The sequence below is a fragment of the Actinoplanes sp. L3-i22 genome, from assembly GCF_019704555.1.
Classification (GTDB): domain Bacteria; phylum Actinomycetota; class Actinomycetes; order Mycobacteriales; family Micromonosporaceae; genus Actinoplanes.
The window spans coordinates 3,697,170-3,723,103 of record NZ_AP024745.1; the positions used below are offsets into that span (position 1 = coordinate 3,697,170).

Annotated in this window: 27 protein-coding genes; 6 read left to right on the forward strand and 21 right to left on the reverse strand. The window is 71.4% G+C overall.

What is annotated here, in order from left to right; all coding sequences use genetic code 11:
* Positions 1-34 precede the first annotated feature (34 nt).
* The 7 genes from L3i22_RS16400 to L3i22_RS16430 all read right to left on the reverse strand — a co-directional run bounded on the left by L3i22_RS16400 (position 35) and on the right by L3i22_RS16430 (position 8,564).
* Positions 35-1,636 carry an ABC-F family ATP-binding cassette domain-containing protein gene (locus L3i22_RS16400; protein ID WP_221327826.1) on the reverse strand — a complete coding sequence of 534 codons (1,602 nt, stop codon included), beginning with the start codon at positions 1,634-1,636 and terminating at the stop codon, positions 35-37.
* Between the two features lie 521 nt (positions 1,637-2,157).
* Positions 2,158-2,964 carry a hypothetical protein gene (locus tag L3i22_RS16405; RefSeq protein WP_221327827.1) on the reverse strand — a complete coding sequence of 269 codons (807 nt, stop codon included), beginning with the start codon at positions 2,962-2,964 and terminating at the stop codon, positions 2,158-2,160.
* A gap of 84 nt (positions 2,965-3,048) precedes the next feature.
* Positions 3,049-3,933, reverse strand: coding sequence for an intradiol ring-cleavage dioxygenase (locus L3i22_RS16410; protein ID WP_221327828.1), 885 nt, complete (start codon positions 3,931-3,933; stop codon positions 3,049-3,051).
* Positions 3,930-4,901 (reverse strand): maleylacetate reductase, encoded by a 972-nt coding sequence (locus tag L3i22_RS16415; RefSeq protein ID WP_221327829.1) that lies wholly within the window; start codon positions 4,899-4,901, stop codon positions 3,930-3,932. The genes L3i22_RS16410 and L3i22_RS16415 overlap by 4 nt, the downstream gene beginning before the upstream one ends.
* Entirely contained in the window at positions 4,898-6,646 is a 1,749-nt protein-coding gene (locus L3i22_RS16420; RefSeq protein ID WP_221327830.1) for an FAD-dependent monooxygenase, read from the reverse strand. Before L3i22_RS16420 ends, L3i22_RS16415 begins: the two co-directional genes overlap by 4 nt.
* Positions 6,647-6,762: 116 nt before the next feature.
* Positions 6,763-7,683 (reverse strand): helix-turn-helix domain-containing protein, encoded by a 921-nt coding sequence (locus L3i22_RS16425; RefSeq protein WP_221327831.1) that lies wholly within the window; start codon positions 7,681-7,683, stop codon positions 6,763-6,765.
* The gene (locus L3i22_RS16430) at positions 7,680-8,564 is read right to left on the reverse strand and encodes a LysR substrate-binding domain-containing protein (RefSeq protein ID WP_221327832.1); all 885 of its coding nucleotides are present in this window, start codon (positions 8,562-8,564) and stop codon (positions 7,680-7,682) included. Before L3i22_RS16430 ends, L3i22_RS16425 begins: the two co-directional genes overlap by 4 nt.
* 70 nt (positions 8,565-8,634) lie before the next feature.
* Here L3i22_RS16430 and L3i22_RS16435 point away from each other — a divergent pair, with 70 nt between their 5' ends.
* Genes L3i22_RS16435 through L3i22_RS16445 form a run of 3 tightly spaced genes read left to right on the forward strand, consistent with a single transcriptional unit; the run spans position 8,635 to position 11,116 of the window.
* Positions 8,635-9,810 (forward strand): thiolase family protein, encoded by a 1,176-nt coding sequence (locus tag L3i22_RS16435; protein WP_221327833.1) that lies wholly within the window; start codon positions 8,635-8,637, stop codon positions 9,808-9,810.
* Positions 9,807-10,469 carry a 3-oxoacid CoA-transferase subunit A gene (locus tag L3i22_RS16440; protein WP_221327834.1) on the forward strand — a complete coding sequence of 221 codons (663 nt, stop codon included), beginning with the start codon at positions 9,807-9,809 and terminating at the stop codon, positions 10,467-10,469. The genes L3i22_RS16435 and L3i22_RS16440 overlap by 4 nt, the downstream gene beginning before the upstream one ends.
* Positions 10,466-11,116: a 3-oxoacid CoA-transferase subunit B gene (locus tag L3i22_RS16445; protein ID WP_221327835.1), complete on the forward strand. Its 651-nt coding sequence runs from the start codon at positions 10,466-10,468 to the stop codon at positions 11,114-11,116. The genes L3i22_RS16440 and L3i22_RS16445 overlap by 4 nt, the downstream gene beginning before the upstream one ends.
* A 327-nt stretch (positions 11,117-11,443) precedes the next feature.
* On the opposite strand, the gene L3i22_RS16450 is transcribed toward L3i22_RS16445, so the two are convergent.
* From L3i22_RS16450 to L3i22_RS16460, 3 genes are all read right to left on the reverse strand, one after another.
* Positions 11,444-11,950 (reverse strand): hypothetical protein, encoded by a 507-nt coding sequence (locus L3i22_RS16450; RefSeq protein ID WP_221327836.1) that lies wholly within the window; start codon positions 11,948-11,950, stop codon positions 11,444-11,446.
* Positions 11,951-12,043: 93 nt separating this feature from the next.
* Entirely contained in the window at positions 12,044-12,550 is a 507-nt protein-coding gene (locus L3i22_RS16455) for a septum formation family protein (RefSeq protein ID WP_221327837.1), read from the reverse strand.
* Positions 12,551-12,804: 254 nt separating this feature from the next.
* Positions 12,805-14,403 (reverse strand): methyl-accepting chemotaxis protein, encoded by a 1,599-nt coding sequence (locus L3i22_RS16460; RefSeq protein ID WP_221327838.1) that lies wholly within the window; start codon positions 14,401-14,403, stop codon positions 12,805-12,807.
* A gap of 279 nt (positions 14,404-14,682) precedes the next feature.
* Between L3i22_RS16460 and L3i22_RS16465 the strand changes: the two genes are divergently transcribed.
* The gene (locus tag L3i22_RS16465) at positions 14,683-15,558 is read left to right on the forward strand and encodes a TIGR03619 family F420-dependent LLM class oxidoreductase (RefSeq protein ID WP_255658292.1); all 876 of its coding nucleotides are present in this window, start codon (positions 14,683-14,685) and stop codon (positions 15,556-15,558) included.
* 285 nt (positions 15,559-15,843) lie between these two features.
* On the opposite strand, the gene L3i22_RS16470 is transcribed toward L3i22_RS16465, so the two are convergent.
* The 6 genes from L3i22_RS16470 to L3i22_RS16495 all read right to left on the reverse strand — a co-directional run bounded on the left by L3i22_RS16470 (position 15,844) and on the right by L3i22_RS16495 (position 21,326).
* The gene (locus tag L3i22_RS16470; protein WP_221327840.1) at positions 15,844-16,647 is read right to left on the reverse strand and encodes an alpha/beta fold hydrolase; all 804 of its coding nucleotides are present in this window, start codon (positions 16,645-16,647) and stop codon (positions 15,844-15,846) included.
* A 176-nt stretch (positions 16,648-16,823) separates the two neighbouring features.
* On the reverse strand, positions 16,824-17,846 hold the full coding sequence (locus L3i22_RS16475) for a branched-chain amino acid ABC transporter permease (protein ID WP_221327841.1): 1,023 nt from the start codon (positions 17,844-17,846) through the stop codon (positions 16,824-16,826).
* The gene (locus L3i22_RS16480; protein ID WP_221327842.1) at positions 17,843-18,709 is read right to left on the reverse strand and encodes a branched-chain amino acid ABC transporter permease; all 867 of its coding nucleotides are present in this window, start codon (positions 18,707-18,709) and stop codon (positions 17,843-17,845) included. The genes L3i22_RS16475 and L3i22_RS16480 overlap by 4 nt, the downstream gene beginning before the upstream one ends.
* The gene (locus L3i22_RS16485; RefSeq protein WP_221327843.1) at positions 18,710-19,408 is read right to left on the reverse strand and encodes an ABC transporter ATP-binding protein; all 699 of its coding nucleotides are present in this window, start codon (positions 19,406-19,408) and stop codon (positions 18,710-18,712) included.
* Complete coding sequence (locus L3i22_RS16490) at positions 19,405-20,151, reverse strand: ABC transporter ATP-binding protein (protein ID WP_221327844.1); 747 nt, start codon at positions 20,149-20,151, stop codon at positions 19,405-19,407. The genes L3i22_RS16485 and L3i22_RS16490 overlap by 4 nt, the downstream gene beginning before the upstream one ends.
* 2 nt (positions 20,152-20,153) lie before the next feature.
* Positions 20,154-21,326 carry a substrate-binding domain-containing protein gene (locus L3i22_RS16495; RefSeq protein ID WP_221327845.1) on the reverse strand — a complete coding sequence of 391 codons (1,173 nt, stop codon included), beginning with the start codon at positions 21,324-21,326 and terminating at the stop codon, positions 20,154-20,156.
* A 152-nt stretch (positions 21,327-21,478) separates the two neighbouring features.
* Between L3i22_RS16495 and L3i22_RS16500 the strand changes: the two genes are divergently transcribed.
* Positions 21,479-22,246 (forward strand): 3-hydroxybutyrate dehydrogenase, encoded by a 768-nt coding sequence (locus tag L3i22_RS16500; protein WP_221327846.1) that lies wholly within the window; start codon positions 21,479-21,481, stop codon positions 22,244-22,246.
* 10 nt (positions 22,247-22,256) lie between these two features.
* Complete coding sequence (locus L3i22_RS16505) at positions 22,257-23,060, forward strand: alpha/beta fold hydrolase (RefSeq protein WP_221327847.1); 804 nt, start codon at positions 22,257-22,259, stop codon at positions 23,058-23,060.
* On the opposite strand, the gene L3i22_RS16510 is transcribed toward L3i22_RS16505, so the two are convergent.
* From L3i22_RS16510 to ppk2, 5 genes are all read right to left on the reverse strand, one after another.
* Positions 22,997-23,161 (reverse strand): hypothetical protein, encoded by a 165-nt coding sequence (locus L3i22_RS16510; RefSeq protein ID WP_221327848.1) that lies wholly within the window; start codon positions 23,159-23,161, stop codon positions 22,997-22,999. The genes L3i22_RS16505 and L3i22_RS16510 overlap by 64 nt on opposite strands.
* 104 nt (positions 23,162-23,265) lie before the next feature.
* On the reverse strand, positions 23,266-24,228 hold the full coding sequence (locus tag L3i22_RS16515; protein ID WP_221327849.1) for a LacI family DNA-binding transcriptional regulator: 963 nt from the start codon (positions 24,226-24,228) through the stop codon (positions 23,266-23,268).
* A 38-nt stretch (positions 24,229-24,266) separates the two neighbouring features.
* A complete protein-coding gene (locus L3i22_RS16520; RefSeq protein WP_221327850.1) occupies positions 24,267-24,623 on the reverse strand; it encodes a nitroreductase/quinone reductase family protein in 357 nt (118 codons plus the stop codon).
* A gap of 33 nt (positions 24,624-24,656) precedes the next feature.
* Positions 24,657-25,076: an SHOCT domain-containing protein gene (locus tag L3i22_RS16525; RefSeq protein ID WP_221327851.1), complete on the reverse strand. Its 420-nt coding sequence runs from the start codon at positions 25,074-25,076 to the stop codon at positions 24,657-24,659.
* Between the two features lie 31 nt (positions 25,077-25,107).
* Complete coding sequence (ppk2, locus tag L3i22_RS16530) at positions 25,108-25,923, reverse strand: polyphosphate kinase 2 (RefSeq protein WP_221327852.1); 816 nt, start codon at positions 25,921-25,923, stop codon at positions 25,108-25,110.
* Positions 25,924-25,934: the final 11 nt, after the last annotated feature.

The following is a 25,934-nucleotide window of genomic DNA, read 5'->3' on the forward strand; positions in this document are numbered from 1 at the left end:
GACAACCTCCTGAGGTACGACTCGCCAGTAAAGATCACTCGGTCAGTTGCCCGTCGGCCAGGTGCAGCCGGCGCGTGATCCCGATCTCCGCCAGGAACCGCGCATCGTGGCTGACCACGACGAACGCTCCCCGATAGGCCCCGAGCGCCGCCTCCAGCTGCCCCACGCTGTCCAGGTCGAGGTTGTTGGTCGGCTCGTCGAGCAGCAACAACTGCGGCGCCGGCGCGCCGAACAGCACGCATGCCAGGGTCGCCCGCAACCGCTCGCCGCCGCTGAGCACCCCGACCGGCAGATGCGCCCGCGCGCCCCGGAACAGGAACCGTGCCAGCAGGTTCATCCGCTCGGCGTCCGGCAGGTCGGGCGCCCACGCGGCCAGGTTCCCGGCGACGGTCCGGGCCGGGTCGAGCAGGTCGAGCCGCTGCGACAGGTAGGCCACCCGCCCGTCGGCGCGCGTCGCCACCCCGGCGTCCGGCTCCCGATCCCCGCTGATCAGGCGCATCAGCGTGGACTTCCCGGCGCCGTTCGGGCCGGTCAGCGCGATCCGCTCGGGCCCGCGAACATCAAGATCAACATCATTCAGGACCCGATTGCTTCCGTACGAAATCCGCAGCTTCTCCCCGTGAAAAACCGTGCGCCCAGCCGGAACCGCGGTCCCCGGCAACTCGATGGCGATCCGGTCGTCCTGCCGGGCGGCCCGCGACGCCTGGTCGAGCCGCGTCCGGGCGTCCCCGACCCGGTTCGCGTGCACCTCGTTCGAGCGCGCCGCGGACACCTGCGCGTCCCGCTTGAGCCCACCGGCCACGATCCGGGCCAGCCCGGCGTCCGCGAGATTCCGCGACGCGTTCGAGGCCCGGCGCGCCGCCCGCTCCCGGGCCTGCTGCATCTCCCGCTTCTGCCGCTTGAGATCCTGCTCGGCGTTGCGGACCTGGCGCTCGGCGACGTCCCGCGCCTGGCTCCGCGCCTCGTCGAACGCGCTGAAGTTCCCGCCGTACCATCGGATCTCGCCGTGCTCCAGCGCCGCGATCCGATCCATCTCGTCGAGCAGCGCCCGGTCGTGGCTGACCACCAGCAGGCATCCGGTCCAGCTCCGCAGCACGTCGGTCAGCCGCTCGCGGGCCGCCCCGTCGAGGTTGTTGGTCGGCTCGTCGAGCAGCAGCACGTCCGGCCGTTTGAGCAGCTGGGCGGCGAGTCCGAGGGAGACCACCTGGCCGCCGCTGAGCGTGCCGAGCGGCCGATCCAGCCCGATCCCGCCGAGCCCGAGCCGCTCCAGCTCGGCGCGGGTCCGCTCCTCCACGTCCCAGTCGTTGCCGACCGCGGCGAAATGCTCCTCGGCGGCATCCCCGGACTCGATGGCATGCAGCGCGGCGATGACCGCCCCGACCCCGAGCACCTCGCCGACCGTCTGCCCGGCCAGAAACGGCAGATGCTGCGGCAGATACCCGAGCACCCCGTCGACGACGACGCTGCCCCCGCCCGGCCGCAACTCCCCGGTGATCAGCCGCAGCAGCGTGCTCTTCCCGGCCCCGTTCGCGGCGACCAGCCCAGCGCGCCCATCGGGCACGGACACCGACAGATCATCGAAAACCGGAGTGTCATCCGGCCAGGAAAACGACAGATTGGTGCAAATGAGAGACATCAAAAGGCCTTAGAGGTACGAAGGTGTCCCTGATCAGGGAATGACGACAGAGACCACGCGGACGGCGCCATCACACGCGCACGTCGGTGGCCGCATCAGGGCCGTAACCCCGAAACGTCGTCGTCCATAGACACCGGCACTCTCCGTCCTCCGGAACCGTCCCCCAGATTAGCGCGCGATCAGAGCCCGCCTCGCCGGTCAGCCCACACCAGCAGCGCCGGCCACCCGCCGTGCTCTGCCCCTGCCAGCAGGGCCGGCATCCGTCGCGGCCCGGCGGATACGTTTCGGTCGATACCCCAGGCGCGCATCGGCCCTGGGCTCCCGCAAACGCCGCGCTGGGATCTCCGATACAGCGTGTAACCGTAGTCGATCGAACGATGTGAGGCGGACGGTCGAGACATGAACCTCTCCCATGAACTCCGCCCCGCACCATGCGTCCCGCCGCCCTGCTCACCACCGCCGACGACCGCACCCGCCCGACGCACCGACCGGTCGAGTTGCGGGCGGTGGGCTCAGGCCGATCACATGTCTGGCCTGGCCCATGGCCGTGGCCGCAGCGCCGACCAGGTGATCATGGCCGGTCCGGTCAGCAGCAGGACGGCTGTGGCCACCGCGAGCATCGAGGGCGGCGGACTCGTGACGTTGTAGGAGCCGCAGCTCATGTCCAGGTCCTGGAACGGTTTCAGGAACTGGGTCTGCCGGTCGAGACCGGCCAGATTGTCCACCGCGGGCACCACGGCGAACACCAGCAGCATGGCGCCGGCGATGAGCAGGACGTTCTCCACCGGGCGGCCGCTGGTGCGGGTCATCGCGAGGACGACCGATACCGCCGCGGTCACCAAGGTCAGCATGCCCGGTGCGGTGACGATGAGCGGAGCCGGCGCGGCGACCCCCGGGTAATCGGGGAAAAGGCCGGTCAGGATCAGCGGAACGAGGACCACACCGAGAACGACGTGCCAGAGCCGGAGGCGTACCCCCGCAGCTCGGGGGAGGAGCCGCACCGCCGTCGTCGCACACACCAGGGCGAGAAAGCGCACGGCTTCGGCCGCCCAGCCGTAGTACAGCTGACCGCGCCGGTAGTCCCAGACCTCGGCCGACCGGTTCCCGCAGCCGCCCGCGCTCCAAAGATCGGGCACCGGAGTCCACTCGGCGATCAGATCGATCAGGACAGCCACGGCCAGCAGCAGGCAGAACGCCACCAGCGCGCCGCGCCGGAGCCGGGGCGCCGGGTGAACCGGCATCGCGGCGAACATCGCCAGGATCAGGAACGTCATGGCCTCGGCGCCGTGCCGAAACACAGTCGCGTCCGTCCTGATCGCGGCGCCCACGACTACCAGCGCGACGCCGTAGACAGCGATCACCGCGGCAAAGGGGCGCACGCGGACGAATTCTCCCCGCCACCCGTGACCGGATCAGCCGAAACGCGTTTCCGGGGCCAGGACGATGTCGAAGCGGACCCGGGTCCACGGGCGGTCGCCCAGGTCGCGGCCGTCCGGCGTCGGGGTGCCGGGCGCCTGCCGTTCGAAGTCCTTGACCAGGGAGTCGCGGACGCCGAAGACGCTGTCCCGGTCGAGCAGTTCGTCGCCCCGGACGAAGATGTGCGTGACAAGCGTCCGAAGGCCCGCCGCCTCGACCATGAAGTGCAGGTGGGACGCGCGCATCGGGGAGCGCCCGGTGGCGTCGAGCAGCTTGCCGACCGGCCCGTCGTGCGGGATCGGGTAGGGCGTGGGCACGATCGCCCAGAACCGGTACGCCCCGTCCGCGCCGGTGTGCAGATGACCGCGGGCGGCGACCCGGTCGTCCCCGTACTGCACGTCGTAGAAGCCGTCGTCGTCCGCCTCCCACACCTCGATCCGCGCCCCGGGCACCGGCTTGCCGTCGGTGTCGGTGACCACGCCCTCCACCCAGCACGGCTCCCCGGGTGCCCCGCCGGCGATGTCCCCACCATGCTCGATCGCGGGCGAGCCCTCGACGAAGAACGGCCCGAACACGGTCGCCTCGGTGGCGTCCCGGTAGGCCTCGTTGTTCACCGTCACGGTCTGCATGGACGCGCCGAGCACGTCGGAGAGCAGGATGAACTCCTGCCTGCGGTCGTCGGTGAGGTGCCCGGTCGCGGTGAGGAACGCGATCGCCTGCTGCCACTCCGCCTCGGTCAGCCGCACGTCGCGGACGAAGGCGTGCAGGTGCCGGGTGAGCGCCCGCATGATCTCCTTCAGCCGCGGATCGGGCGTCCCGTCGAAGGACGCGGTGACCCGTTCGATCAGCTGCTCCTCGCGAGCCTGCTGTTCAGCGCTCATCTCAGTTCCTCCCCGGCCCAGGCTCGGTGCAGCAGTTCGGTCAGGTTCTCGGCGGTGACCGGGACCGGGTTGCCGGCCGGCACCACCGGCAGGATCGCCTCGACGGCGGCCGGGACGTCGGTCTCCCGGAATCCGTAGTCGCGCAACGCGCGCGGGGCGCCGATCTCGTCGCGCAGGCCGTCCAGCGTCGCCGCGATGCGGGCGGAGACCCCCGGGGCGTTCAGCGCCATCACATACGGCAGGACCGTCGCGTGCGTCTGTGCGTGCGGAAGGTTGAACATCCCGCCGAGCACATGGCAGATCTTGTGATGGAGTCCTGAGCCGGCCGACGCGAACGCGACCGCGGCCAGGTGGGCGCCGTAGACCGTCTGCTCCCGGCCGTCGAGGTCGGGCCGGCGCAACCCGTCGCGCAACGCCCGGATGCCTTCGAGGGCGAGTGCCAGGTTGATCGGGTCGGCCCGTGGCGCCCACATCGAGTCGACGCAGTGCGCGAGCGCGTTCAGCCCGGACGCGGCGGCGAGCTCCGCCGGCAGCGTCAGGGTCAGCGCGGCGTCGTAGAGGACGGTCCGCGGCAGCACCCGCGGGTCGGAGCCGGTGGTCTTGCGGCCGTTCTCGGTCAGGCCCCACACGTTGGTGGCCTCCGAGCCGGCGAACGTGGTGGGCACCGCGACGATCGGCAGCCCGGTGGTCAGCGCGACCGCCTTGGCCAGCCCGGTGGTCGACCCGCCACCGACGCTGACCAGCACGTCGTGGCCGTCGGCGGCCTTGCGGGCCCGCTCGGCGACCTCGATCGGCACGTGCATCGCCACCTCGCGGTGGTGGGTCGCGCCGGGCAGCACGTCGGCTGCCCGGGTGGTGATCACCAGTGGTCGCCGGCCGAGCCGGGCGACCTCCTCGGGGAGGCGCTGGAACGCCTGGTGGGAGGCGAAGACCACGCGCTGCGGCAGGGTCTCGTGGGTGAAGTTCATGAGGTTCGCCCGAGGATCGTGGCCATTGCGCCGCGCAAGGCCCGGTGGGGGTCGCCGGGCAGGCTCATCGAGCGCCAGCCGATGTGCTTGTCCGGGCGGACCAGGATCGCTCCATCCTCCTCGACCTCCCGGACGCGCGCCCAGTCGTAGTACAGATCGGTGACCGCCCGGCCCGGCCCGATCACGATCGCCTCCAGGCCGATCCCGAACTCGGCCGCGACCTTCTCGGCGGCCTCCGCCCAGGTGCCGCCGGCGATGCCGGTGAGCAGGGTGAACCGGGTCATCGGGGCCAGGTCGAGGGTGGAGACCCGGTTCCGGGAGTCGCCGACCCAGACGTGCGGCAGCCGGGAGCCGGGCACCGTCGACGGCTGGTAGTACAGCTCCGGGTCCCGCACCGGCGCGGGCCGGGCCGAACCGTCCGGGACGACCGCCGCGGACGTGTAGAACTGGCCGAGCTCGACCCCGTGCGCGTTGAACTCGTAGTGCTTGAGCTCCATCGCGGACACCAGGGCGGCCCGTTTGGCGGCGCCGGCCGGGGTGTCCGCCTTGCGCTCCTCGATGCGGGCGGCCATCTCCGCCTCGTCCTTCGCGTCGAGCAGGCCGAGCACCTCGAAGAACTGGACGAACTCGCGGCTCGACCGGTTGGCGCGCAGGACGATCTGCTCGGCCACCGGGGCCCGCTCGGTGGTGTACGTGTCGAGCAGCCCCGGATCGGCCTGCCCGCGCAGCACGGCGGCGAGTTTCCAGGCCAGGTTGTAGGAGTCCTGGATCGACGTGTTCGACCCGAGACCGTTGGACGGCGGGTGCCGGTGCACGGCGTCGCCGGCGCAGAACACCCGCCCGTGGTGCAGACGCTCGGCATACATCTCGTTGTTGCCCCACAACGACGTGCCGGTGATCTCCACGTCCAGATCGGGCAGGCCGAGCAGGCTGCGGACGATCGCGACCGCGGCGGCGTCGTCGACGACCGGGGCCGGCTGGTTGATGTCGTACCCCCACACGACCAGCCACTCGTTCCACGGGCGGACCATCCGGACCAGCCCCGCGCCGATGCCACCGACGTTCGAACCGGGCTGGATGACCCAGTAGAGGACGGAAGGCCGATTACCCACGTACGGCGAAAGGTCTGCTTTGAAATTGATGTTCATCGAACCGGCGATGTCCATTGCACCGGCCATCGGCAGCCCGAGATCCTCGGCGACCTGGGAGCGTGCGCCATCCGCGCCGATCAGGTATTTCGCTCGGATCGTGTACTCCTGGCCGGTGACCCGGTCGCGCACCTCGACGTCGACGCCGTCCTCGTCCTGGTGGTGGCGCAGGTATTCGGTGGAGAACAGGGTCCGGGTGCCGCGCTCGGTCGCGTTGCGGACCAGGATCGGCTCGAGGTAGGTCTGCGGGATGTCGACCGGCAGGCAGGGGGAGGCCAGCTCGTAGTCGCCGTGCCGGCCCGGGTGGGTGCCCCAGGTCAGGATCCGGCCGATCTCCTCACCGGCGATCGCGGTGCAGAAGACGGTGTCGCCCATCAGATGGTGCGGCGTGGCGTCGGCGAGCACCTGCTCCTCGATGCCGGCGTCGCGGAACACCTCCATCGCGCGCTGGTTGGTGATGTGCGCGCGGGGGGTGTTCGCCGTCCAGCGGTACTTGGTGATCATGAGGTTCGGGATGCCGAGCGTGGACAGCAGCAATGCCGCGCCCGCGCCGGCCGGGCCCGATCCCACGACGAGAACATCGGTGGTCACCACCATGGTCCTGCCTCCTCCACAGCTGCGGTCCGGGCCAGTCTGGAGGTCTGCCCCAGGGGCAGAGCAAGCCCTCGGGAGGAAACACGGCGGAAATCAGAAAGCGTGGCGGAACTTCAAAATCAAAAAGATTGCGGCGTACGACGTACGTCCGCGGCCCTGATCCCGAACCGCGCCCGGAACGCCTGCGAGAAGTAGGTCGCCGAACCGAATCCGCACCGCGCGGCCGCCTCCGCGACGCTCGTGCCCGGTGCCGAGAGCAGCAGCGCGCGAGCCCGATCCAGGCGCCGGGCCAGCACGTACTGCGGAAGGCTGGTGTCCGTCGCGGCGAAGGCCCGGGACAGATGCCGCTCGCTGATCCCGATCCCGGTGGCGACCCGTGCCGCGTTCAGACCGGGATCGGTCAGATGGTCCTCGATGAAGGCGCGAGCGTTGGCCAGGTGCACCCGGCCCGGGTCGGCCGGGGTCCGCCCGAGCAGCGCGGCGACCAGGTGCAGCAGGGTCTCCTCGTCGACCGCCGGCTGATTCTGATCAGCTCGCACGGCGCGGTCGACCAGTGCGCTCAGCGTGCGCGCGGCCGGGGCGACCACCGGAGCGCGCAGCTCGTCCAGCCCGGTCACCTCGCGGAACGTCTCGCGCGGCACCTTGATCGCCAGCTCCTCCAGCCCCCGCGAGAAGCCGCGCATGAACGGCCGGTCCGCGTCGCAGACCAGCACCTGCCCCGGCCGCAGCGTGACCACGCCGTCGTCGTGATAGAAGAACGCCTCGCCCCGAACCGCCAGGTAGACCGCGATCGCGTCGGCCGGGCTGGTCCGGATCACCTCGGCCGGCCGCTCGACGACGTGCGAGTTCCCCCGCACCCGGGCTAGCTGGACCCGGTCGAGCCGCAGGTTCAGCTCGGTCCCGTCGAACGGCTCCTCGCCGAGCATGTGGCAGCGCAGACCGATCAGCGCATCCCGGTTGTGGTCCTCCCACAGCTCGATGCGCCGGGCGGTGGGCAGGCCGGCGGTGCTGAACCGGACCAGCCGCCGGGGCGGGGTCACGACGAGCAGCGTACGACGATGTCGGCCACCTGACGAACCGCCGGCGAGCTCTCCGCGGCCCGGGTCGCGATCGCCAGGTCGATCGTCGGCGCCTGGTTGATCGGGACGTATTCGACACCCTCCAGGTCGAGGCTGCGGACCGCCTCCGGGACCAGGGCGACGCCGAGCCCGGCGGCGACGAAGACGACCAGCGTCGCGGTCTCGCCGACCTCCATGATCGACGACGGTTGGAAGCCCGCGGCGGCGCACGCGGCCAGCACGTGCTCGTGCATCGACGAGCGGTGCCCGGAGAAGTGCGTCACGAACGGGTCGCCGGCCAGCTCGGCCAGGTCGATGCTCGCCCGGTCGGCCAGGTCGTGCCAGTCGGGCAGGACCGCGATCAGCCGCTCGGTGCGCAGCACGCGGACGTCGAGCTCCGGCCGGACGACGCCGTCGGGACGCAGGACCACCAGGTCGTACGTGCCGTCCAGCAGACCGTCCAGCAGCGCCGGGCTGAGCGACTCGCCGTGCAGCTCCAGGCGGACGTCCGGCAGCAGCCGGCGCACCTCCCGGGCGGCCTGGGGGAGCAGGTCGTAGGTCGCGGTGCCGATGAAGCCGACCGACACCCGCCCGGCGTGCCCGGACGCGACCAGGGACATGTCGGTGGCGGCGCGCTCGACCGAGCCGAGCACCGCGCGGGCGTGCTCGGCGAAGCGCAGACCCGCCCCGGTCAGCTCGACCCGCCGCGTGGTGCGGCTGACCAGCTCCACGCCGAACTCCCGCTCCAGCTGCTTGACCTGCTGCGACAATGCCGGTTGGGCGAGGTGCAGGCGCTCGGCGGCCCGGCCGAAGTGCCGCTCCTCGGCGAGCGCCACGAACGAGCGCAGGTGCCTCAGTTCCATGCATCCACGTTATCAATCGAGCTTTATTCAGTATTGGCCACGATCGGTGTGGTCGGCCTAGGTTGGTGGCATGACTTCCGCGTACCTCTTCGCCGCGACCCGGACGCCGTTCGGGCGATTCAACGGGGCCCTCGCCGAGAGCCGTCCGGACGATCTGGCCGCCGCCGCCGTCCAAGGCGTGCTGAGAAAGACCCCCGACCTGGATCCGGCCGCGATCGGCGACGTCGTGTGGGGCTGTGCGAACCAGGCCGGCGAGGACAACCGTAACGTCGGCCGGATGGCCGTGCTCCTCGCCGGCCTCCCCGTCTCGGTTCCGGCCACCACGGTCAACCGGCTCTGCGGCTCGTCGCTGGACGCCGCGATCATCGGCTCCCGGGCGATCGAGACCGGTGACGCCGACGTGGTGCTGGTCGGCGGCGTCGAGTCGATGACCCGCGCCCCGTGGGTGCTGCCGAAACCGTCGAAGGCGTTCCCGGTGGGGAACGTGACCGCCGTGTCGACCACGCTCGGCTGGCGGCTGGTCAACGACAACATGCCGAAGGAGTGGACGATCTCGCTGGGCGAGTGCAACGAGCTGCTCGGGGAGAAGTTCGGGATCTCCCGCGAGCGGCAGGACGCGTTCGCCGCCCGATCGCACGTCCTCGCTGCCGCGGCGTGGGATGCCGGCTTCTACGACGATCTGACCGTTGCCGTCGGCGACCTGGTCCGGGACGAGGGCCTCCGGCCGGACAGCACCGCCGGGAAACTGGCCAAGCTCAAGCCGTCGTTCCGCCCGGACGGCACGATCACGGCCGGCAACGCGTCCCCGTTGAACGACGGCGCGTCCGCGGTCCTGCTCGGCTCCGAGGCGGCCGCTGACCGGATCGGATCAGCCCCGATCGCCCGGGTCGCCGGCCGCGGGGTGTCCGCGGTCGACCCGGTGATGTTCGGTTACGCGCCGGTCGAGGCCGCCGACCGGGCGCTCGCCCGCGCCGGCATCACCTGGGCCGACGTCTCCGCGGTCGAGCTCAACGAGGCGTTCGCGGTGCAGTCCCTCGCCTGCGTCGACGCCTGGGACATCGACCCGGAGATCGTGAACGCCAAGGGCGGCGCGATCGCCATCGGCCACCCGCTCGGCGCGTCCGGCGGCCGCATCCTCGGCACGCTCGCCGCGCGGCTCAAGGAGTCCGGCGGCCGTTACGGCGTCGCCGCCATCTGTATCGGCGTCGGTCAGGCCCTCGCCGTCGTCCTGGAGAACGTGGCATGAGCGCCGTCAAGATCTGCGACAGTACGACGGAGGCCGTCGCCGGGATCGCGGACGGCTCGACCGTCCTGATCGGCGGGTTCGGGCTGGCCGGGATGCCGGTGCAGCTCATCGACGCGCTGATCGAGCAGGGCGCCACCGACCTGACCGTGGTGTCCAACAACGCCGGCAACGGTGACACCGGGCTCGCCGCGCTGCTGGCGAAAGGCCGCGTCCGCAAGGTGATCTGCTCGTTCCCCCGGCAGTCCGACTCGTGGGTCTTCGACGGGCTCTACCGGTCCGGCAAGATCGAGCTGGAGGTCGTGCCGCAGGGCAACCTCGCCGAGCGGATGCGGGCCGCCGGGGCCGGCATCGGCGCGTTCTACAGCCCGACCGCGGTCGGCACGCCGCTCGCCGAGGGCAAGGAGACTCGCGAGATCGACGGCCGGACCTACGTTCTGGAGTTCCCGATCAAGGGGGACGTCGCACTGATCGGCGCGCACCGGTCGGACCGGATGGGCAACCTGGTCTACCGCAAGACCGCCCGCAACTTCGGCCCGGTGATGGCCACCGCCGGCCGGCTCGTGATCGCCCAGGTCAGCGAGGTGGTCGACACCGGCGCACTGGACCCGGAAGCGATCGTGACCCCGAGCATCTACGTCGACCGGGTGGTGGCGGTATGAGCCTGAACAAACACGAGATGGCCGCGCTGGTGGCCCGGGACATCGAGGCCGGCTCGTTCGTCAACCTCGGGATCGGCCAGCCGACCCTGGTCGCGGATCATCTACCGGCCGACGCGGGCATCGTGCTGCACACCGAGAACGGCATGCTCAACATGGGTCCGGCCGCGACCGGCGACCAGATCGACCCGGATCTGATCAACGCGGGCAAGGTGCCGGTGACCGAGCTGCCCGGCTCGGCGTATTTCCACCACGCCGACTCGTTCGCCATGATGCGCGGCGGCCACCTGGACGTCTGCGTGCTCGGGGCGTTCCAGGTCTCCGCGCGGGGCGACCTGGCCAACTGGCACACCGGCGAGCCGGACGCGATCCCCGCGGTCGGCGGCGCGATGGATCTGGCGGTCGGTGCGAAGAGCGTCTACGTGATGATGACCCTGTTCACGAAGGACGGCACGCCGAAGCTCGTGCCGGACTGCACCTATCCGCTGACCGGCCTGCGCTGCGTCAACCGCGTCTACACCGACCTGGCGACCTTCGTCATCACGCCCGAGGGCGTGCGAGTCCGCGAGACCTTCGGCATCTCGTTCGACGAGCTCAGCGCCCGCCTGCCGATCCCACTCCTGAGCGGAGACTCTGTCCCGGCGCGGTGACAGCGAGGGTCGGCGCCCGGCCCGCGGCCTTCGTAACCGCACCGTCGCTCGGGAGGGTGGCGCGATCCGTCCTCCGTGAGGGGCGCTGTCCTCTTTCGCGAGGGCGCAGGTCGGGGCGATCTGCCGAGCGAGACCGGCCACCGGTGGTGGGCAGGGGAGCCGGCCCGGGCAGGGAGTCGGTTCGGGCCGTTGGCAGTGGGCCGGGGAGTTGGTCCGAGTCGTTGGTGGTGGGCCGGGGAGTTGGTCCGGGCCGTTGGTGGTGGGCCGGGGAGTTGGTCCGGGCCGTTGGTGTGGGCTGGGGAACTGGTCCGGGCCGTTGGCGGTGGGTCAGTTCGGGTGGGCCCAGGCGAAGGCGGCGATGATGCCGAGGGCGAGGGCGACGTTGAGCCAGCGGATCCGGCGGACGTGCAGGCCGTCGTCGGGGAGGGCGCCCACCTGCTGGAGCGCCTCCACCAGCCACCATGGGCCCTCGCGCATCGGCTGGTGATTGAACGTGGTGTGGAAGGCGGCGATGTCCACGGACGGGTAGCCCTTGATCGGCAGCGACGTGTCCAACTCGTCGTGGTGCGGGTCGCGCGGAATGACCAGGCTGCGTGCGACTCGCCAGCTGCGGAAGAAGTTGCGGATCACCACGGCGTCCGGGGTCACGACCACGCTGGTGCCGGGTCCGCCCAGATAGACCGCAACGGCCAGCGCGACCAGCATCAGCGAGAACGTCGCCGAACTGGCCGGCCAGGTCAGCCAGGTCACGACCGGAATGAGCCCCAACGCCAGCCCGATGATCGCCAGCCCCTGCCAATCACGTTGGCGATAGATCATCCGGCGTGGTGACACGGCGACAGCATAGATGCCGTGCGCGGGCATCCCGGTCGGCCTGGGCGTCCTCTCCGTGGCCGCCTTCTTCATGGGCCGGAGGAAGGCCGAGGGCTACTTCGTGTGGATCTCGGTGCCGGCGACGACGGAGCCGGTGACCGGGCTCTGGGCGGCTTCGACCACGCAGAGGACCACGTGGTCCTCGGGCCACGATTCGGCCGACGGGGAGTACTGCCAGGTCTTCCAGCCGTCGACGGCCGGTGAGTCGTATTGGTCGAAGGCCTCGGCACAGAACTTCTCGGACTGCTGCTTGACGGCCTCGTCGCCGGGGTAGGCGCCGTCGGGCAGGGTGGTGACCGCGTATACCTCGGCCTGGTGGCTCTTGGCGCAGTCGGTCACCGGCAGCGCGTAGGCCGTTTCGTCGTCGAGGTCGGAGATGCAGTGTCCCGCCTGGACCTCCGCGACGTTGACCATCTCGAAGTCGTCGTTCCCGAAGTGGCGGGGCAGCCAGAAGAAGAGTCCCCACACGATCGCGCCGAACGTCACCGCCAGGGCGACGTAGCCGGGCCATTTCCGTTTCGGGCCGCCCAGGTAGGAGTGGTTCGCATCGCTCTCGGTCACGAATCGGAACGGTACCGGTCGATGACCCGATCGCGATGCCCCGGTCCGCGAAAATGATCAAGGCGCGGGGCGCGGGGCGCGGGGCGCGGGGCGCGGGGCGCGGGGCGCGGGGCGGGGCGAGGGCGCGCGGCGGGGCGCGTGGGCGCGAGGGCGTGGCGCAGCGGGGGCGAGGGTGTGGGCGCGGGGCTGGGCGTGGCCCGGGATCGAGCGCGGGGGTGGGGCAGGGCGCGGGGGTGGGGCGGGGCGAGGCGCGATCAGTAGCGGAACGTGCCGATGATGTCCTGGAGCTGCGTCGAGATCCGCGCCAGGTCCGTGGCGGCGTGTTCCGTGGCGTTCGCCGCGTTCCGCGTAGTCGACGTCACGTTCACTACCTCGGCCAGCTGCGAGCTGATGTTCGACGTTCCGTCCGCAGCCCGCCCCAGGTCGTCGGTCATGCCCTTGGTCGTGGCGCTCTGCTCCTCGACCGCCGACGCGATCGTGTTCTGGAAGTCGTTGATGTTGCCGATGATCTGGCCGATCCCGGCGATCGACTCGACGGCCTCCTTGGCGTCCCGCTGGATCGCCTCGACCCGGTGCGAGATGTCCTCGGTGGCTTTAGCCGTCTCCTGGGCGAGGTCCTTGACCTCGGACGCCACCACCGCGAAGCCTTTGCCCAGCTCACCGGCCCGGGCCGCCTCGATCGTCGCGTTGAGGGCGAGCAGGTTCGTCTGCTCGGCGATCGCCGTGATCGTCTTGACCACGCTGTCGATCTCGCCGGACGACACGTCCAGCTTGGTCATCAGTTTCTCGGCTTCGGCGGCGACCTCGACCGCACTCGACGCGACCGCCGCGGCCTGGCTGGCGCTGATCGCGATCTCCCGGATCGCCGCGCCCATCTCCTGCGCACCCCCGGCGACCGCCTGCACCCCCGCGGTCACCGCCTCGGCGGCCTGGTCGATCGAGTGGACCCGGCTGGAGGTCTGGTCGACGCCGCCGGACAGGTTCCGGCTGGCCTCCTGCATGTCCTCGGATCGCTGGGCGAGCCCGGAACTCGCCTCGGAGAGCGTCTGCATCACGGTCCGCATGTGGTCGACCGCCGCGCCGGCCGAGCGGGACATCCGCCCGATCTCGTCGGTGCCCTGGTCGGCCGGGCTGTCCCGCAGGTCGCCGGCGGCCATCGCGGACATCACCGCTTCGAGCGCGGCCAGCCGGCGGGCGAACATCCGGGCGACCAGGAGGGCGATCGCGCCGGCCAGCAGGACGCCGACGACGAGCGTGGCGATGATGGTGACCCGGGCGCGGGAGGCGGCGTCGGCGGCGGCTTTCGCGGCGGCGGCGGCGTTGGTCTGCGAGAGGGACTTGAGTTCTTCGATGTGTTTGACGGCTTCGACGATGGCCGGGTTCATCTTGGTGGTGCGCAGGTTCTGCCACTCGTCGAGGTTGCCGGCGTCTTTCGCGGCGACCGCCTGGGCGCGATATTTGAGGTATTCCTCCCACGACGTCTGGACCTGGGCCATCCCGGCCTTCTCGCCCGAGCTGACGTCCAGCGCGCTGTAGTCGGTGATCTGCTGCGACACCTGGTCGATCATCGTCGCCGAGTCCGCGCTGTAGGCCTTGGCCTTGACCGGGTCGGTCGAGGTGGTGCCGGACAGCCCGGCCCACCGGGAGTGCCAGATCAGCTGCTGGATGTCGAGCACCGCGGTGATCGGCTTCAGGGCCTGCCGGTAGATCGCGTCGGCCCGCCCGGCGATCGTCGACATCCGGGTGATCCCGACGACGCCGACCACGACCGCCACCACCAGGCCGACGGTCGCCGCCAGCAGCAGGTTCGACCGCATGCTCATCGAGCTCAGACGCTTGCCGTTGGACGCCACGGAACCACCGTAAAAGCCCGGAGCGGCCGGAAGTTCCCACTTCCGAATGTCCGTAACGTCAGACTTAAAAACACCAAACCCTTAAATGCGATTGGGGTACGGGATCAGCCGACCACCCACCACCCCACCAGGCATCGGAGAAACAGTGGGTGGTGGATCCTCCGCGCGGATGATCAACGGCGGCGACCCTCCTCAATGGAGAAACTCGCCGTTAGGCTGCACGCCATGCGGCTGGGTGTGAATCTTCCACAGAATGATCGATACGATCTCGCGCACGACGTGACCGCGTTCGCCCGCGCGGCCGAGGAGATCGGCTTCGACAGCCTGTGGGCGTACGAGCGGATTCTCGCCCCGGAGGACACCAGCGGCGCCCACGGCCTCTACGGCATCCCGGACCTGCCGTGGCCGGCGAGCTATTCGCACACCACGGATGCCCTGGTCACGCTGACCCTGGCGGCGGCCGTCACCGGCCGGGTCGAGCTCGGCACGAGTGTGCTGGTGCCCGGCCTGCACCTGCCGTTCCGGCTGGCCCGGAGCCTGGCCGCGCTGGACGCGGCGAGCGGCGGCCGGCTGATCGCCGGGCTGGGCAGCGGCTGGTCGATCGACGAGTTCGAGGCCACCGCGCCGCGGCCGATCGCCGAGCGGGGCCGGGCGCTCGACGAGTTCCTGGACTACGCGGCCGCGGCCTGGGGGCCGGACCCGGTCTCGTTCGAGAACGACCGCTACCGGCTGGCGCCGAGCCGGGTGAACCCGAAGCCGAAGCGCCGGATCCCGATCCTGCTGGCCGCCTCGAACCGGACGGCGCTGGGGCGGATCGCCCGCCGGGGCGACGGCTGGCTGCCCACCGGCGTCCCGCCCCGGCGGGCCGGCGAGGTGCTGGCCGGGATCCGGGCGCAGGCCGCCGAGCTGGGCCGGGATCCCGCCGCGATCGGCTGCGTCTTCCAGCTGGGGATGCGCAGCCTGGCGGAGGTGCCGGCGGCGGGCCGGCAGCCGTACACCGGAAGCGTCAAGCAGGTCGTCGCGGACCTCGAGGCGCTGGCCGAGGCCGGCGTGGACCACGTGTACGTGACGCTCGCCTCGGCGGCCCGCGGCCTCGACGAACTGATCGACGCCGCCCGGACCCTGCACGCGGAGGTCCGGGCCGCGGGCCTCTGACCAGCGATTCCCGCGTGGCGGGTCAGGGGATCCCGGGGAGCGCGCCGGCACCCCATTCGCGGCACCCCATTCGCGGCGCACGATCTCGGCGAACGCCGCGCGGAAGTACACGTCCTCGTACGCCCACGCCGGGTCCTGGTAACCGGGCAGGGGATAGGGGTAGAGCGATTCCCCGAGGGCGATGAAGGCTTGCAGGATCAGGTGTGGAAGTCGCATCGGATTACCTCCTGGAGAAGAGCCGGAGCCCGGTGGCGGGCCGGACGGCTCCGCCACCGGTGCCGGGGATCAGCTGTGCTCGCGGGCCGCGCGCTCGATCACGGCCGCGGTCTTCTCCGGCTGCGACGCCAGGACCAGGTGCGACGCGCCCTTCGCGACGGTCACCTCGGCGTGCGCCCGGGCCGCCATCCAGTACTGCGCGGCCGCCGGGATGTTCTTGTCGGCGGTCGGGATCAGCGCGTAGCTGGGGATCGTCTTCCACGCCGGGGTGCCGGTCTCCGGCTCGGCGAGCGCGGCCGCGTCGATCGGGCGCTGGCTGACCGCGAGCAGCCGCGCGGTGCGGGCCGGCACGTCCGCCGCGAATTGCTGCGGGAACTTCGCCTGGTCGATGTAGAGGTCGGAGCCGATCTGGTGCAGGGTCGGCGCGAGCGTGCTGCCCGGGAACTTGTTCGACAGCTCACCGGCCGACTCACCGGTGTCCGGCAGGAACGCGGCCACATAGACCAGGGCCGTCACCTTCGGGTCGCCGCTGGCCGCCTCGGTGATCACGTTGCCGGCGTAGGAGTGCCCGACCAGCACGACCGGGCCGTCGACGTCGTCCACGACCGACCGGACCACCGCGGCGTCCGAGGCGACGCCGCGTAGCGGGTTCGCCACCGCGACGACCGGGTAGCCGTCGTCCTGCAGCCGGCGGACCACGTCGTTCCAGCCGCTGGAGTCGGCGAACGCGCCGTGCACCAGGACCACGGTCGGTTTCGCCCGGTGGCCGCCGGCGTGCGCTTCGGCGATCGACGGGCCGAGGCCGTAGACGGCGCCGGCGGCGAGCACGACGCCCGCGGTGGTGGTGGCGATGACGCGCGACTTCTTGTTCATGGCAACTCTCCTCAGCAGGGGTTCTGCCGAGAAGCCTGTCCGCGGCCGGGGGTCGGGCGCCCCCGGGAACGGCCCTGGTGCCCACCGCCCCGTGCCCTGGCCGGGACAGGACCCGGCCCCGATCTCGGAGGGGAAGGTGAGATCGGGGCCGGGACGACGTACCGGAAAAGTGGTTTTTATGGGGTTGAATTGATCGGCTCGCGGCGGCGGACCGCGCGTTGCAGGGGCTCCCATCGGGTGCGGAGGCCGGCGAGCCCGCCCGGGACGAAGTAGACGGCCAGGATGAACAGCGTGCCCAGGATGAACAGCGGCTCGCTGAGCGGGCCGGGGAGCTGCCCGCCGAGACGGGCCAGGCGCTGGTCGAGGTAGGCGTAGAGCAGGCCGCCGGCCAGCGCGCCCCACCGCGTGCCGGCGCCGCCGAGGACCGCCATCACGATCAGGGCCAGGGTGAAGTCCGACGAGGCCACGTGCGGCGACGCGCCGCCGACCACCAGGGCGTAGACCACGCCGCCGAGCGCTGCCAGAGCGCCGGCAAGAACAAAGGCGACAAGCTTCACACGGTACGGCGACAGCCCCACCACCGCGATCCGACGCTCGTCGTCGCGCAGTCCGATCAGCGTGCGGCCCAGCGGCGCCCGGTCGACGGCGTGCACGACCAGGACCACGACGACCAGGACGGCCAGGGCCAGCCAGTACAGGTTGACCGTGTTCGTCACGCCGACCAGCGCGTCCGGCAGCGACCCGGTGCGCATCGGCAGGCCCTCCTCGCCGCCGGTCAGGCCGCCCGGGTCCCGGTTCACCAGGATATAGCCGACCTGCGCGAACGCGAGCGTGACCATCGAGAACGCGATCCCCGAGGTGCGCAGCGCGACCGAGCCGAGCAGTCCGGCCAGGGCCGCCGCGGCGAGCACGGTGACCAGCGTCGCCGACCACAGCGACCAGGCGTAGTGGCTGACCAGGATGTCGACGCCGTAGGCGCCGGCCGCGATGTAGAGCGCGTGCCCGAACGACAGCAGCCCGGCCCGGCCGAACAGCAGGTCGTAGCCGAGCGCGAGCGCCCCGAAGACCAGGCAGACGGCCAGCAGCTGGAGCGTGCCGGGCGAGTTGAGCGGCCCCTCGAAGAGCCCGGGCAGCGACAGCGTCGACCACGGCAGCACCGCCGCGAGCAGCAGCAACGCCAGGGGAACGAACCGTTTCACGCGGCGACCGCCTTTCCCGCGATGCCGGCCGGGCGCAGCAGCAGCACGACGGCGAGCAGCACCACCACGCTGACGTCCCCGGCGCCGGCCGCGCCGTAGTAGTTGACGAACTGCTGGAGCAGGCCGACCCCGACCGCGGCGATCGCCGAGCCGTTGATCGAGCCGAGGCCGCCGATCACCACCACGATGAACGCGAAGATCAGCAGCGAGCCGCCCTGACCGGGGGAGACCGAGGTGAAGTACATCCCGCCGAGGATCCCGGCCAGCCCGGCGAGGGCCCCGCCGATCGCGAAGACCAGCGTGAACGCGTTGCGCACGTCGATGCCGAGCGCCCGGACCATGGCCCGGTTCTCCACCCCGGCCCGGATGATCAGGCCGTACCGGGTCCAGCGCAGGAACGCCAGCAGCCCGCCGAGCACCAGCACCGCGGCGCCGATCAGCAGGAACCGGTCGTCGGGCACGGTCGCGCCGAGGATCCCGGTCACGTGCGACGCCCATTGCGGGCGCGGGAAGACCCGGGCGTCGGCGCCCCAGACCGACTGCAGCAGCGCCACCCCGGCCAGCGACAGACCGACGGTGACCAGCACCTGCTCGGTGTGCCGGGCGTAGAGCGGCCGGATCAGCACCAGCTCGACCAGCGCGCCGGTGGCGGCGGCCGCGACGATGCCGAAGACCACCGCGAGCGGCAGGCCCACGTGCGGGGCGGACCACCAGGTGGCGTAGGCGCCGACCGACAGGAACAGGCCGTGCGCGAAGTTCAGGACTCCGGCCAGGCCGAAGACCAGTGACAGTCCGGAAGCGATCAGGAAGTAGAGCGCCGCCAGGCCGAGCCCGGTCAGCGTCAGCAGAACCACCGTCGACATTCAGTGCCTCCCGACGCCGAGCAGGGCCCGCGTCGTCTCGTTGTTGCCGAGCAGGTCGCTCGCGGCGCCGCGCCAGGCGACCCGGCCGGCCTCGATCACCACGGCGTCGGCGGCCAGCTTGCGGACCACCGCCAGGTTCTGCTCGACCAGCAGCACCGGCACGCGTTCGGCGACCCGGCCGAGCACGGTCGCGACCGCGGTGACCACGGCCGGGGCCAGGCCCTTGGTCGGCTCGTCGACCAGCAGCAACCGGTTCGGGTTGAGCAGCACGCGGGCGATCGCGACCATCTGCTGCTGCCCGCCGGACAGTGTCCCGGCGCGCTGCGCGGCCCGCTGTTCCAGTTCCGGGAACAGCTCGTGGACCAGGGCATAGTCCGGTTCCGGGGTGCGCTCGGCGAGCCGCAGGTTCTCCGCGACGGTCAACCCCGCGAAGACACAACGATCTTCCGGTACGTACCCGAGCCCGTCCCGCACCAGCCGGTGCGTGGCCCGCCCGAGGGCCGGCTTCCCGTCGTACTCGACGCTGCCCTCGGCCGGGAGCTCGCCGAGGATCGCGCGCAGCGTGGTGGTCTTGCCGACGCCGTTGCGCCCGAGCAGCGCGGTGACGCCGGTCGCGGCCACGTCGAAGGTCACGCCCTGCAGGATGTGGGACCCGCCGAGGCGTACCGAGAGATCCCTGATCGTCAGAATCGAATTCACAACCCCTCCCCGAGGTACGCCTCCTGGACGAACGCGTCGGCCATCACCGCGTCCGGGGTGTCGCAGGCGAGCAACGCCCCGTGGTGCAGGACCGCCACCCGGTCGGCCAGGTCGAGGACCACGTCCATGTGGTGTTCCACCATGAGCACGCTGCGGCCGGTGCCGGCGGTCAGCCCGCGGATCACCTCGACCAGGGCGGGCACGTCCTCGGTGCTCACGCCGGCCATCGGCTCGTCGAGCAGCAGCACGCGCGGGTCGCCGGCGAGCAGCAGCGCGATCTCGAGCTTGCGTTTCTCGCCGTGCGCGAGGGAGCCGGCGGTGCGGTCGGCGCGGTGCTCAAGACGTACCTCCGCAAGAATTTCCGCGACGCGGACCGTGATGTCGCGGTCGGAGCGGCGACGCCAGGCGCGCATCGCGCCGCCCTTGCGGGCCTGCACGGCGAGCGCGACATTGTCGGTGACGGTGAGCGAGCCGAAGACCGCGGAGGTCTGGAAGGTCCGGCCCAGGCCGTTGCGGGCGCGGCGGTGCGGCGCGAGCCGGGTGATGTCGTCGCCGCCCAGCAGGATCCGGCCGGAGCTGGGCCGGCGCAGGCCGCTGATCAGGTTGAACAGCGAGGTCTTGCCGGCGCCGTTCGGGCCGATCAGGGCGACGAACTCGTCCGGATCGAGGTGCAGGGTGACGTCGTGGACGATCGGCACGGCGCCGATCGTCCACGAGACACCCTCGACGGTGAGGGCGGGCACGCTCAGCCCTTCATCGCGGCGACCGGCGGCGCGGCGGCGCCCGGGTCGATGGTGCCGGTCAGCGCCGCGCCGGTGCTGGTCAGCTTCGCCTGGAACATCGGCTGGAGCAGCGCGTGGTCCTCGGCGCGGACGGTGAGCGTGCCCTTGACCGAGTCGAAGCTCCAGCCCTCCAGCGCGCTGACCATCTTGCCGGCGTCGTCCGGGCTCGCGGTGAGCGCGTGCACGATCATCTGCGCGGCGGCGAAGCCGTCCGGGTGGAACAGGTCGGTCTTCCCGCCCGGCACCGCGGCCTTGAGCGCCTGGTAGGCCGGGTTCTCGGCGGCCCCGTCGAAGTAGTGCGCGAGCAGGTTCAGCTTGTCCGCGGCCGGGCCGAAGCCGGCCCAGGCGGCCCGGATGTCCAGGCCGGTGACGACCTTCGTGCTGGTCAGCACGCCTTGCTGGTCGAGGGCCTGCCACATCGCGCCGGCCGTGGCGCCGGCCCAGGCGACGAAGACCAGGTCCGGCTTGGCGGCCTTGATCTGGCTGGCGAACGGGGTGAAGTCGGTGGCGCTGGCCGGCACGGCGATGCTGGTGACCGTCGCGCTGCTGCCGACCACCTTGGTGACCGCGTCGACGTTCGACTTGCCGAACGCCGAGTCGGGCGCGAAGACCACGACCTTCTTACCGTCGCCGAGATAGGCCTTGGCGGTCAGGACGTCCTGGTACGACTGCCGCCCCGACCGGAACGTGTACTTGTTCGCCCCGGTGATCGCGTCGCTCGCGGCCGGCCCGGAGACGAACAGCACCTTGTTCTCCGCGGCGAGCGGCGCCACCTGCAGCGCCACGCCCGAGGACGTCGAACCGGCGAGCACCTTGTACCCCTTGCCGATCAGGTCCTTGGCCGCCGACACCGCCTTGACCGGGTCACCGGCGTCGTCGGTCCAGCTGACGTTGATCGTGCGGGCGCCGATCTTGCCGGTGTTGTTGGTCGCGTACGCGAGCCCGGCCTTGAACCCCTCGGCGTACTGCGCGCCGTAGCTGGCCAGCGGCCCGGACTGGGAGTAGACCACGCCGACGTTGATCGACGAGTCGTCCCCGGCCGCCTGTTGCGGGCTGCCGCATCCGCTCACGGTGACCACGGCGACGGTCAGCGCGGCGCCGAGCCACGCACGCCGGGATGTCGACAAGGACCTCATCGAATGCCTTCCGTTAAGAAACTGTTTCGTGTGGCCACCAGCTAAGAGTGTCGATGTGACGTAGACCATCCGGGTTGATCACAGGGGTTTCTCGTCTCTTGTGTGGCGTGGCCACATACTCGGCGCGGTCGCCGATCCGTACGGTCACCGGCATGACGACGGCACGGGTGGTCGACCTCGACCTGACAGGACGTACCGCGCTGGTGACCGGCGCGGGCAGCGGCATCGGACGCGCCTGCGCCGAACGCCTGGCCGCGGCGGGCGCCGAGGTGATCGCGGTGGACATCGACGAACGCTCGGCGAAGGAGGTGGCCGCGGCGATCGGCGGGCGGGCGATCTGCGCCGACCTGTCCGACCCGGACGCGGTCGACGCGCTGCCGGCCGAGGTGGACGTGCTGGTCAACAACGCCGGCCTGCAGGTGGTGGCGCCGCTGCCGGACTTCCCGGCGGACAAGTTCGCGCTGATCCAGCGGGTCATGGTGGAAGCGCCGTTCCGGCTCGTGAAACTGGTGCTTCCGCACATGTACGACCGGGGCTGGGGGAGGGTCGTCAACATCTCCTCGGTGCACGGGCTGGTCGCCTCGCCGTACAAGGTCGCCTACGTGACCGCCAAGCACGGCCTGGAAGGGCTCTCCAAGGTGACCGCGCTGGAGGGCGCGCCGCACGGGGTGACCTCGAACTGCGTCAACCCGGCCTTCGTCCGGACGCCGCTGGTCGACAAGCAGATCGCCGACCAGGCTCTCGCGAACGGCATCCCCGAGGCCGACGTGGTTGAGAAGATCATGCTGGACCGGGCGGCGATCAAGAAGCTGATCGAGCCGGAGCAGGTCGCCGAGCTCGTCGCGTATCTGTGCAGCCCGCCGGCCTCGTTCATCACCGGATCATCGATCGTCATCGACGGCGGCTGGACCGCTCACTGAGGAGTCGCACGTGCAGGAGATCGAGATCCCGGTGGCCGGTGGCACGCTGCGGGCACTGAGCTGGCCGGGGCCCGGGCCGGTGGTTGTCGCGGCGCACGGGATCACCGCGAACGCACTGTCCTGGGCCGCGGTCGCCCGCGCGCTGGCCGGCCGGGTGCATCTCGTCGCGGTGGACCTGCGCGGGCGGGCGGGGAGTGCCGGCCTGCCCGCGCCGTTCGGGATGGCCGCGCACGCGGACGACCTGGTCGCGGTCCTCGATCATCTGGGGGTCGGGAAGGCGCCGCTGGTGGGGCACTCGATGGGGGCGTTCGTGGTGGCGGCGACCGCGTTTCATCATCCCGGGCGTGTGGGGCCGGTGTTGATGGTGGACGGTGGGGTGTCGCTCGGTGTGCCCTTGACCGTCGAGGTGGACGTGGCGCTGGAGGCGGTCATCGGCCCGGCGATGCGACGACTCTCGATGAAATTTGAGTCAGCAGCGGATTATGTCGCTTATTTCACGGCGAATCCGGCATTGGGTCGCTACTGGTCGGCGGACCTGGAAGCCTACGTCCTGCGCGACTTCACCGGCACCGGCTCGACCTGCAACGTCGACGCGATCCGCGCCGACGCCACCGACATGCTCCGCGACCCGCTGCCGGCCCCGTTCCCGCTGCTCTGGGCCCCCCGCGGCCTGATGGACGAGGACCAGGGCCTCTACCGCGCCGACCAGCTCACCGACGTCGACGCCGAGCTCGTCCCGGACGTCAACCACTACACGATCCTGCTCGGCGCCGGCGCCTCCCGGGTCGCCGACCGGATCGCCGCGCTGGTCTGACGGCGGATCGGGCGGACCAGCAGCAGGGCGGCCACCACGGCCAGGCTGACCGCCGCGGAGAGCAGCAGCAGGTGACGGGCCGCCACCACCTCGGCGGTCAACCTCCGCCGCCGCTTCCGCGCCGCCTACGCCACGACCCCGGCCGCTTACCGCAGCACGTTCCGCGCACGGTAGGCGGCGCGGGCCCGGGCCGCGGGTGGGCCGGTCAGCTGGAGCCGCGGACGGTCAGGGCGGTGGGCAGGCGGGGCGGCGGGGGCAGGGCCGGGTCGAGCAGGTGCCGGATCGCCGAGGCCGCTTCCTCCTCGACCGGCATGAAGATCGAGGACAGGTCGGCGGCCTCGGCCAGGGCGCTGCCGTCGAAGCCGACGACGGCGACGTCGTCCGGCACGCGGCGGCCGGCCTCGCGCAGCGCCTGCAGCACGCCCATCGCCGACACGTCGCAGGCGGCGAAGACCGCGTCCAGCCGGGGTTCGCGGGCCAGCAGGTCCTTGGCCGCGGCGTAGGCGGTGGCCCGGGTGAAGTCGCCGTGCGTGGCGACCACGGTGAGCCCGGCGCCGGCCATCACCCGCAGGAAGCCGGCCCGGCGTTCCCGGGCGCACGGCGTGTCCGGGCCGAAGACCGCGCCGACCCGGCGCCGGCCGGTCGTCACCAGGTGGACGGCGGCCTGGTGGCCGCCGCTCTCGTTGTCCGGCGCGACGAACGGGACGCCGGGCGCCGACTCGCCCAGCGCGATGGTGCGGCCGCGCCGGGCGTAGGCCGCACCGGGAGCCGCCGGCACGTTGATCAGCACGCGGCCGAACGGCGGGTCCGGGTCGGCCGGCGGCGGGGCCGGGACCAGCTTCACTTCGAGGGCGACGTCCTGCCCGGCGAGCGCGTGGGCCGCCCCGGTCAGCACCCGGCCGTAGAACGGCTTCGCGCTCAGCGCCTGCGGGTCCGGGTCGACGATCAGGATCTCGATGCGCTCCCGGACGCCGGTGCGGGCCCGGCCGGTCGCCAGGGCGCGGGCCGCGCCGTGCGGCTCGAAGCCGAGCCGGTCGGCGACCGCGAGCACCCGGCGGCGCACCTCCTCCGAGACGCCGTAACCGTCGTTGATCGCCCGGGACGCGGCGGTCTTCGACACCCCGGCGACCCGCGCCACGTCGGCCAGTCTGGGACGTCGCTCCTGCATGGATCAACGATATCTGACGATGGGAGCGCTCTCCGCGGTCACGCGGGCCGGATCTCGACCAGGGGGCTCCCGGCGATCCAGCTCTCCAGCGTGCCGGCCCAGGTGAGGGCCGGCACGATCTCGCCGAAGATCCGGGCGCGTTCGTCCGGATCGGTGACCGGCCGCCCGCGTACCCTCAGATCCTGATCTTTCAGGTGGATGGTGAACGCGGGGTCGGCCAGCACGTTGGCGTACCAGTCGCGAGACCCCGGGCTGCCGGTCAGCCAGTAGCGGCCGGCCGCCCGGTAGCGCCAGGTCTCGATCCGTCGTGGCTGCCCGCTCCGGCGCCCGATCGTGGTGATCTCGACGGTCTGTTGCTGGTCCAGCGGTGCCAGGGTCTCGTCCATCGCGGTCATGGACCCATCCTGATACCTCAACCAGGCTTCACCTCAAGAGCGGGCTGTGGTCGGGCGGGTTCCGAGCGCCTCGGCCTTGATCTGCTCGAACTCGGCGGTGTCGATGGCGCCGGAGTCGAGCAGCGCCTTGGCCGAGGTGATCTGCTCGGCGGCGCTCGCCGGGGCGGTCTCCTTGGCGGCGACCGACCGGATGTAGTCGTCCTGCCGCGCCCGCATCTCGGCCTGGGCCTCCATCGAACGCGTGGACATGCCGTGGCCCCGGGCGATCACGTAGACCAGCGACCCGATGATCGGCAGGAAGATCAGGAACAGCGACCAGATCGTCTTGCCCCAGCCGCCGAGGTCCCGGCTGCGGAACAGGTCGCCGAAGATCCAGAACAGGCACATGAACCAGGCACAGAAGATGAAGAACTCGATCGTCGCCAGCAGGAACGATCCGTTGTCGTTGAACACGCGGTACTCCTTCGATAGGTGGGGTGGGCACTCAGAACGGGGTGGGGATGAGCCGGCCGCCGACCGGCGGTTCCGCGTGCCCGTCCTTCACCGATCGCCGGGGGAGCTTCACGTCCCGGTGCGGCGTCGGCTCGTAGGGCACCATGCTGAGCAGGTGGGTGAGGACGTTGAGCCGGCCGCGCCGCTTGTCGTCGGTGCCGGCGATGAACCACGGCGCCCAGTCGGTGTCGGTCGCCTTGAACATCTCGTCCCGGGCGCGGGAGTAGTCCCGCCACTTGCTGTACGACTCGAGATCCAGATCGGACAGCTTCCAGGTCTTGCGGGGGTCGTTGATCCGGTTCTTCAGGCGCCGGGTCTGCTCCTCCGGGCTGACCTCCAGCCAGTACTTGACCAGGATCACGCCGGAGTCCACGATCGCGCGCTCGACGCCGGGCACGAGCGCCAGGAACTGCTGGGCCTGCTCCTCGGTGCAGAACCCGAGGACCCGTTCGACGCCGGCCCGGTTGTACCAGCTGCGATCGAAGATCACCACGTCGCCGGCGCCGGGCAGGTGCGGCACGTAGCGCTGCAGGTACATCTGGGACCGTTCCCGATCGGTCGGGGCGGGCAGCGCGACGACGCGGAACACCCGGGAGCTGACCCGCTCGGTGAGCGCCTTGATGGTGCCGCCCTTGCCCGCGGTGTCCCGACCCTCGAAGACGATGCAGATCTTGGCTCCGGTGGCCTTCACCCACTGCTGCATCGCGACGAGCTCGCCGTGCAGCACTCGTAGTTTCCGCTGGTATTCCTTCTCCGTCATGCGGACCGGAGCGGGCCGTTCCTCGCTCGGCTGTTTGTGCTTCGCCATGACGTCAAGAG

Excerpts from the sequence above, each read along its gene's own strand:
- L3i22_RS16430 (WP_221327832.1), bottom strand. The coding sequence starts at position 8,564 with ATGGAACTGAGGCACCTGCGCTCGTTCGTGGCGCTCGCCGAGGAGCGG.
- L3i22_RS16410 (WP_221327828.1), bottom strand. The coding sequence starts at position 3,933 with ATGAGCGCTGAACAGCAGGCTCGCGAGGAGCAGCTGATCGAACGGGTC.
- L3i22_RS16480 (WP_221327842.1), bottom strand. The coding sequence starts at position 18,709 with ATGTCGACGGTGGTTCTGCTGACGCTGACCGGGCTCGGCCTGGCGGCG.
- L3i22_RS16435 (WP_221327833.1), top strand. The coding sequence starts at position 8,635 with ATGACTTCCGCGTACCTCTTCGCCGCGACCCGGACGCCGTTCGGGCGA.
- L3i22_RS16440 (WP_221327834.1), top strand. The coding sequence starts at position 9,807 with ATGAGCGCCGTCAAGATCTGCGACAGTACGACGGAGGCCGTCGCCGGG.
- L3i22_RS16500 (WP_221327846.1), top strand. The coding sequence starts at position 21,479 with ATGACGACGGCACGGGTGGTCGACCTCGACCTGACAGGACGTACCGCG.
- ppk2 (WP_221327852.1), bottom strand. The coding sequence starts at position 25,923 with ATGGCGAAGCACAAACAGCCGAGCGAGGAACGGCCCGCTCCGGTCCGC.
- L3i22_RS16445 (WP_221327835.1), top strand. The coding sequence starts at position 10,466 with ATGAGCCTGAACAAACACGAGATGGCCGCGCTGGTGGCCCGGGACATC.
- L3i22_RS16470 (WP_221327840.1), bottom strand. The coding sequence starts at position 16,647 with ATGAACAAGAAGTCGCGCGTCATCGCCACCACCACCGCGGGCGTCGTG.
- L3i22_RS16515 (WP_221327849.1), bottom strand. The coding sequence starts at position 24,228 with ATGCAGGAGCGACGTCCCAGACTGGCCGACGTGGCGCGGGTCGCCGGG.
- L3i22_RS16420 (WP_221327830.1), bottom strand. The coding sequence starts at position 6,646 with ATGGTGGTGACCACCGATGTTCTCGTCGTGGGATCGGGCCCGGCCGGC.
- L3i22_RS16520 (WP_221327850.1), bottom strand. The coding sequence starts at position 24,623 with ATGACCGCGATGGACGAGACCCTGGCACCGCTGGACCAGCAACAGACC.
- L3i22_RS16415 (WP_221327829.1), bottom strand. The coding sequence starts at position 4,901 with ATGAACTTCACCCACGAGACCCTGCCGCAGCGCGTGGTCTTCGCCTCC.
- L3i22_RS16495 (WP_221327845.1), bottom strand. The coding sequence starts at position 21,326 with ATGAGGTCCTTGTCGACATCCCGGCGTGCGTGGCTCGGCGCCGCGCTG.
- L3i22_RS16400 (WP_221327826.1), bottom strand. The coding sequence starts at position 1,636 with ATGTCTCTCATTTGCACCAATCTGTCGTTTTCCTGGCCGGATGACACT.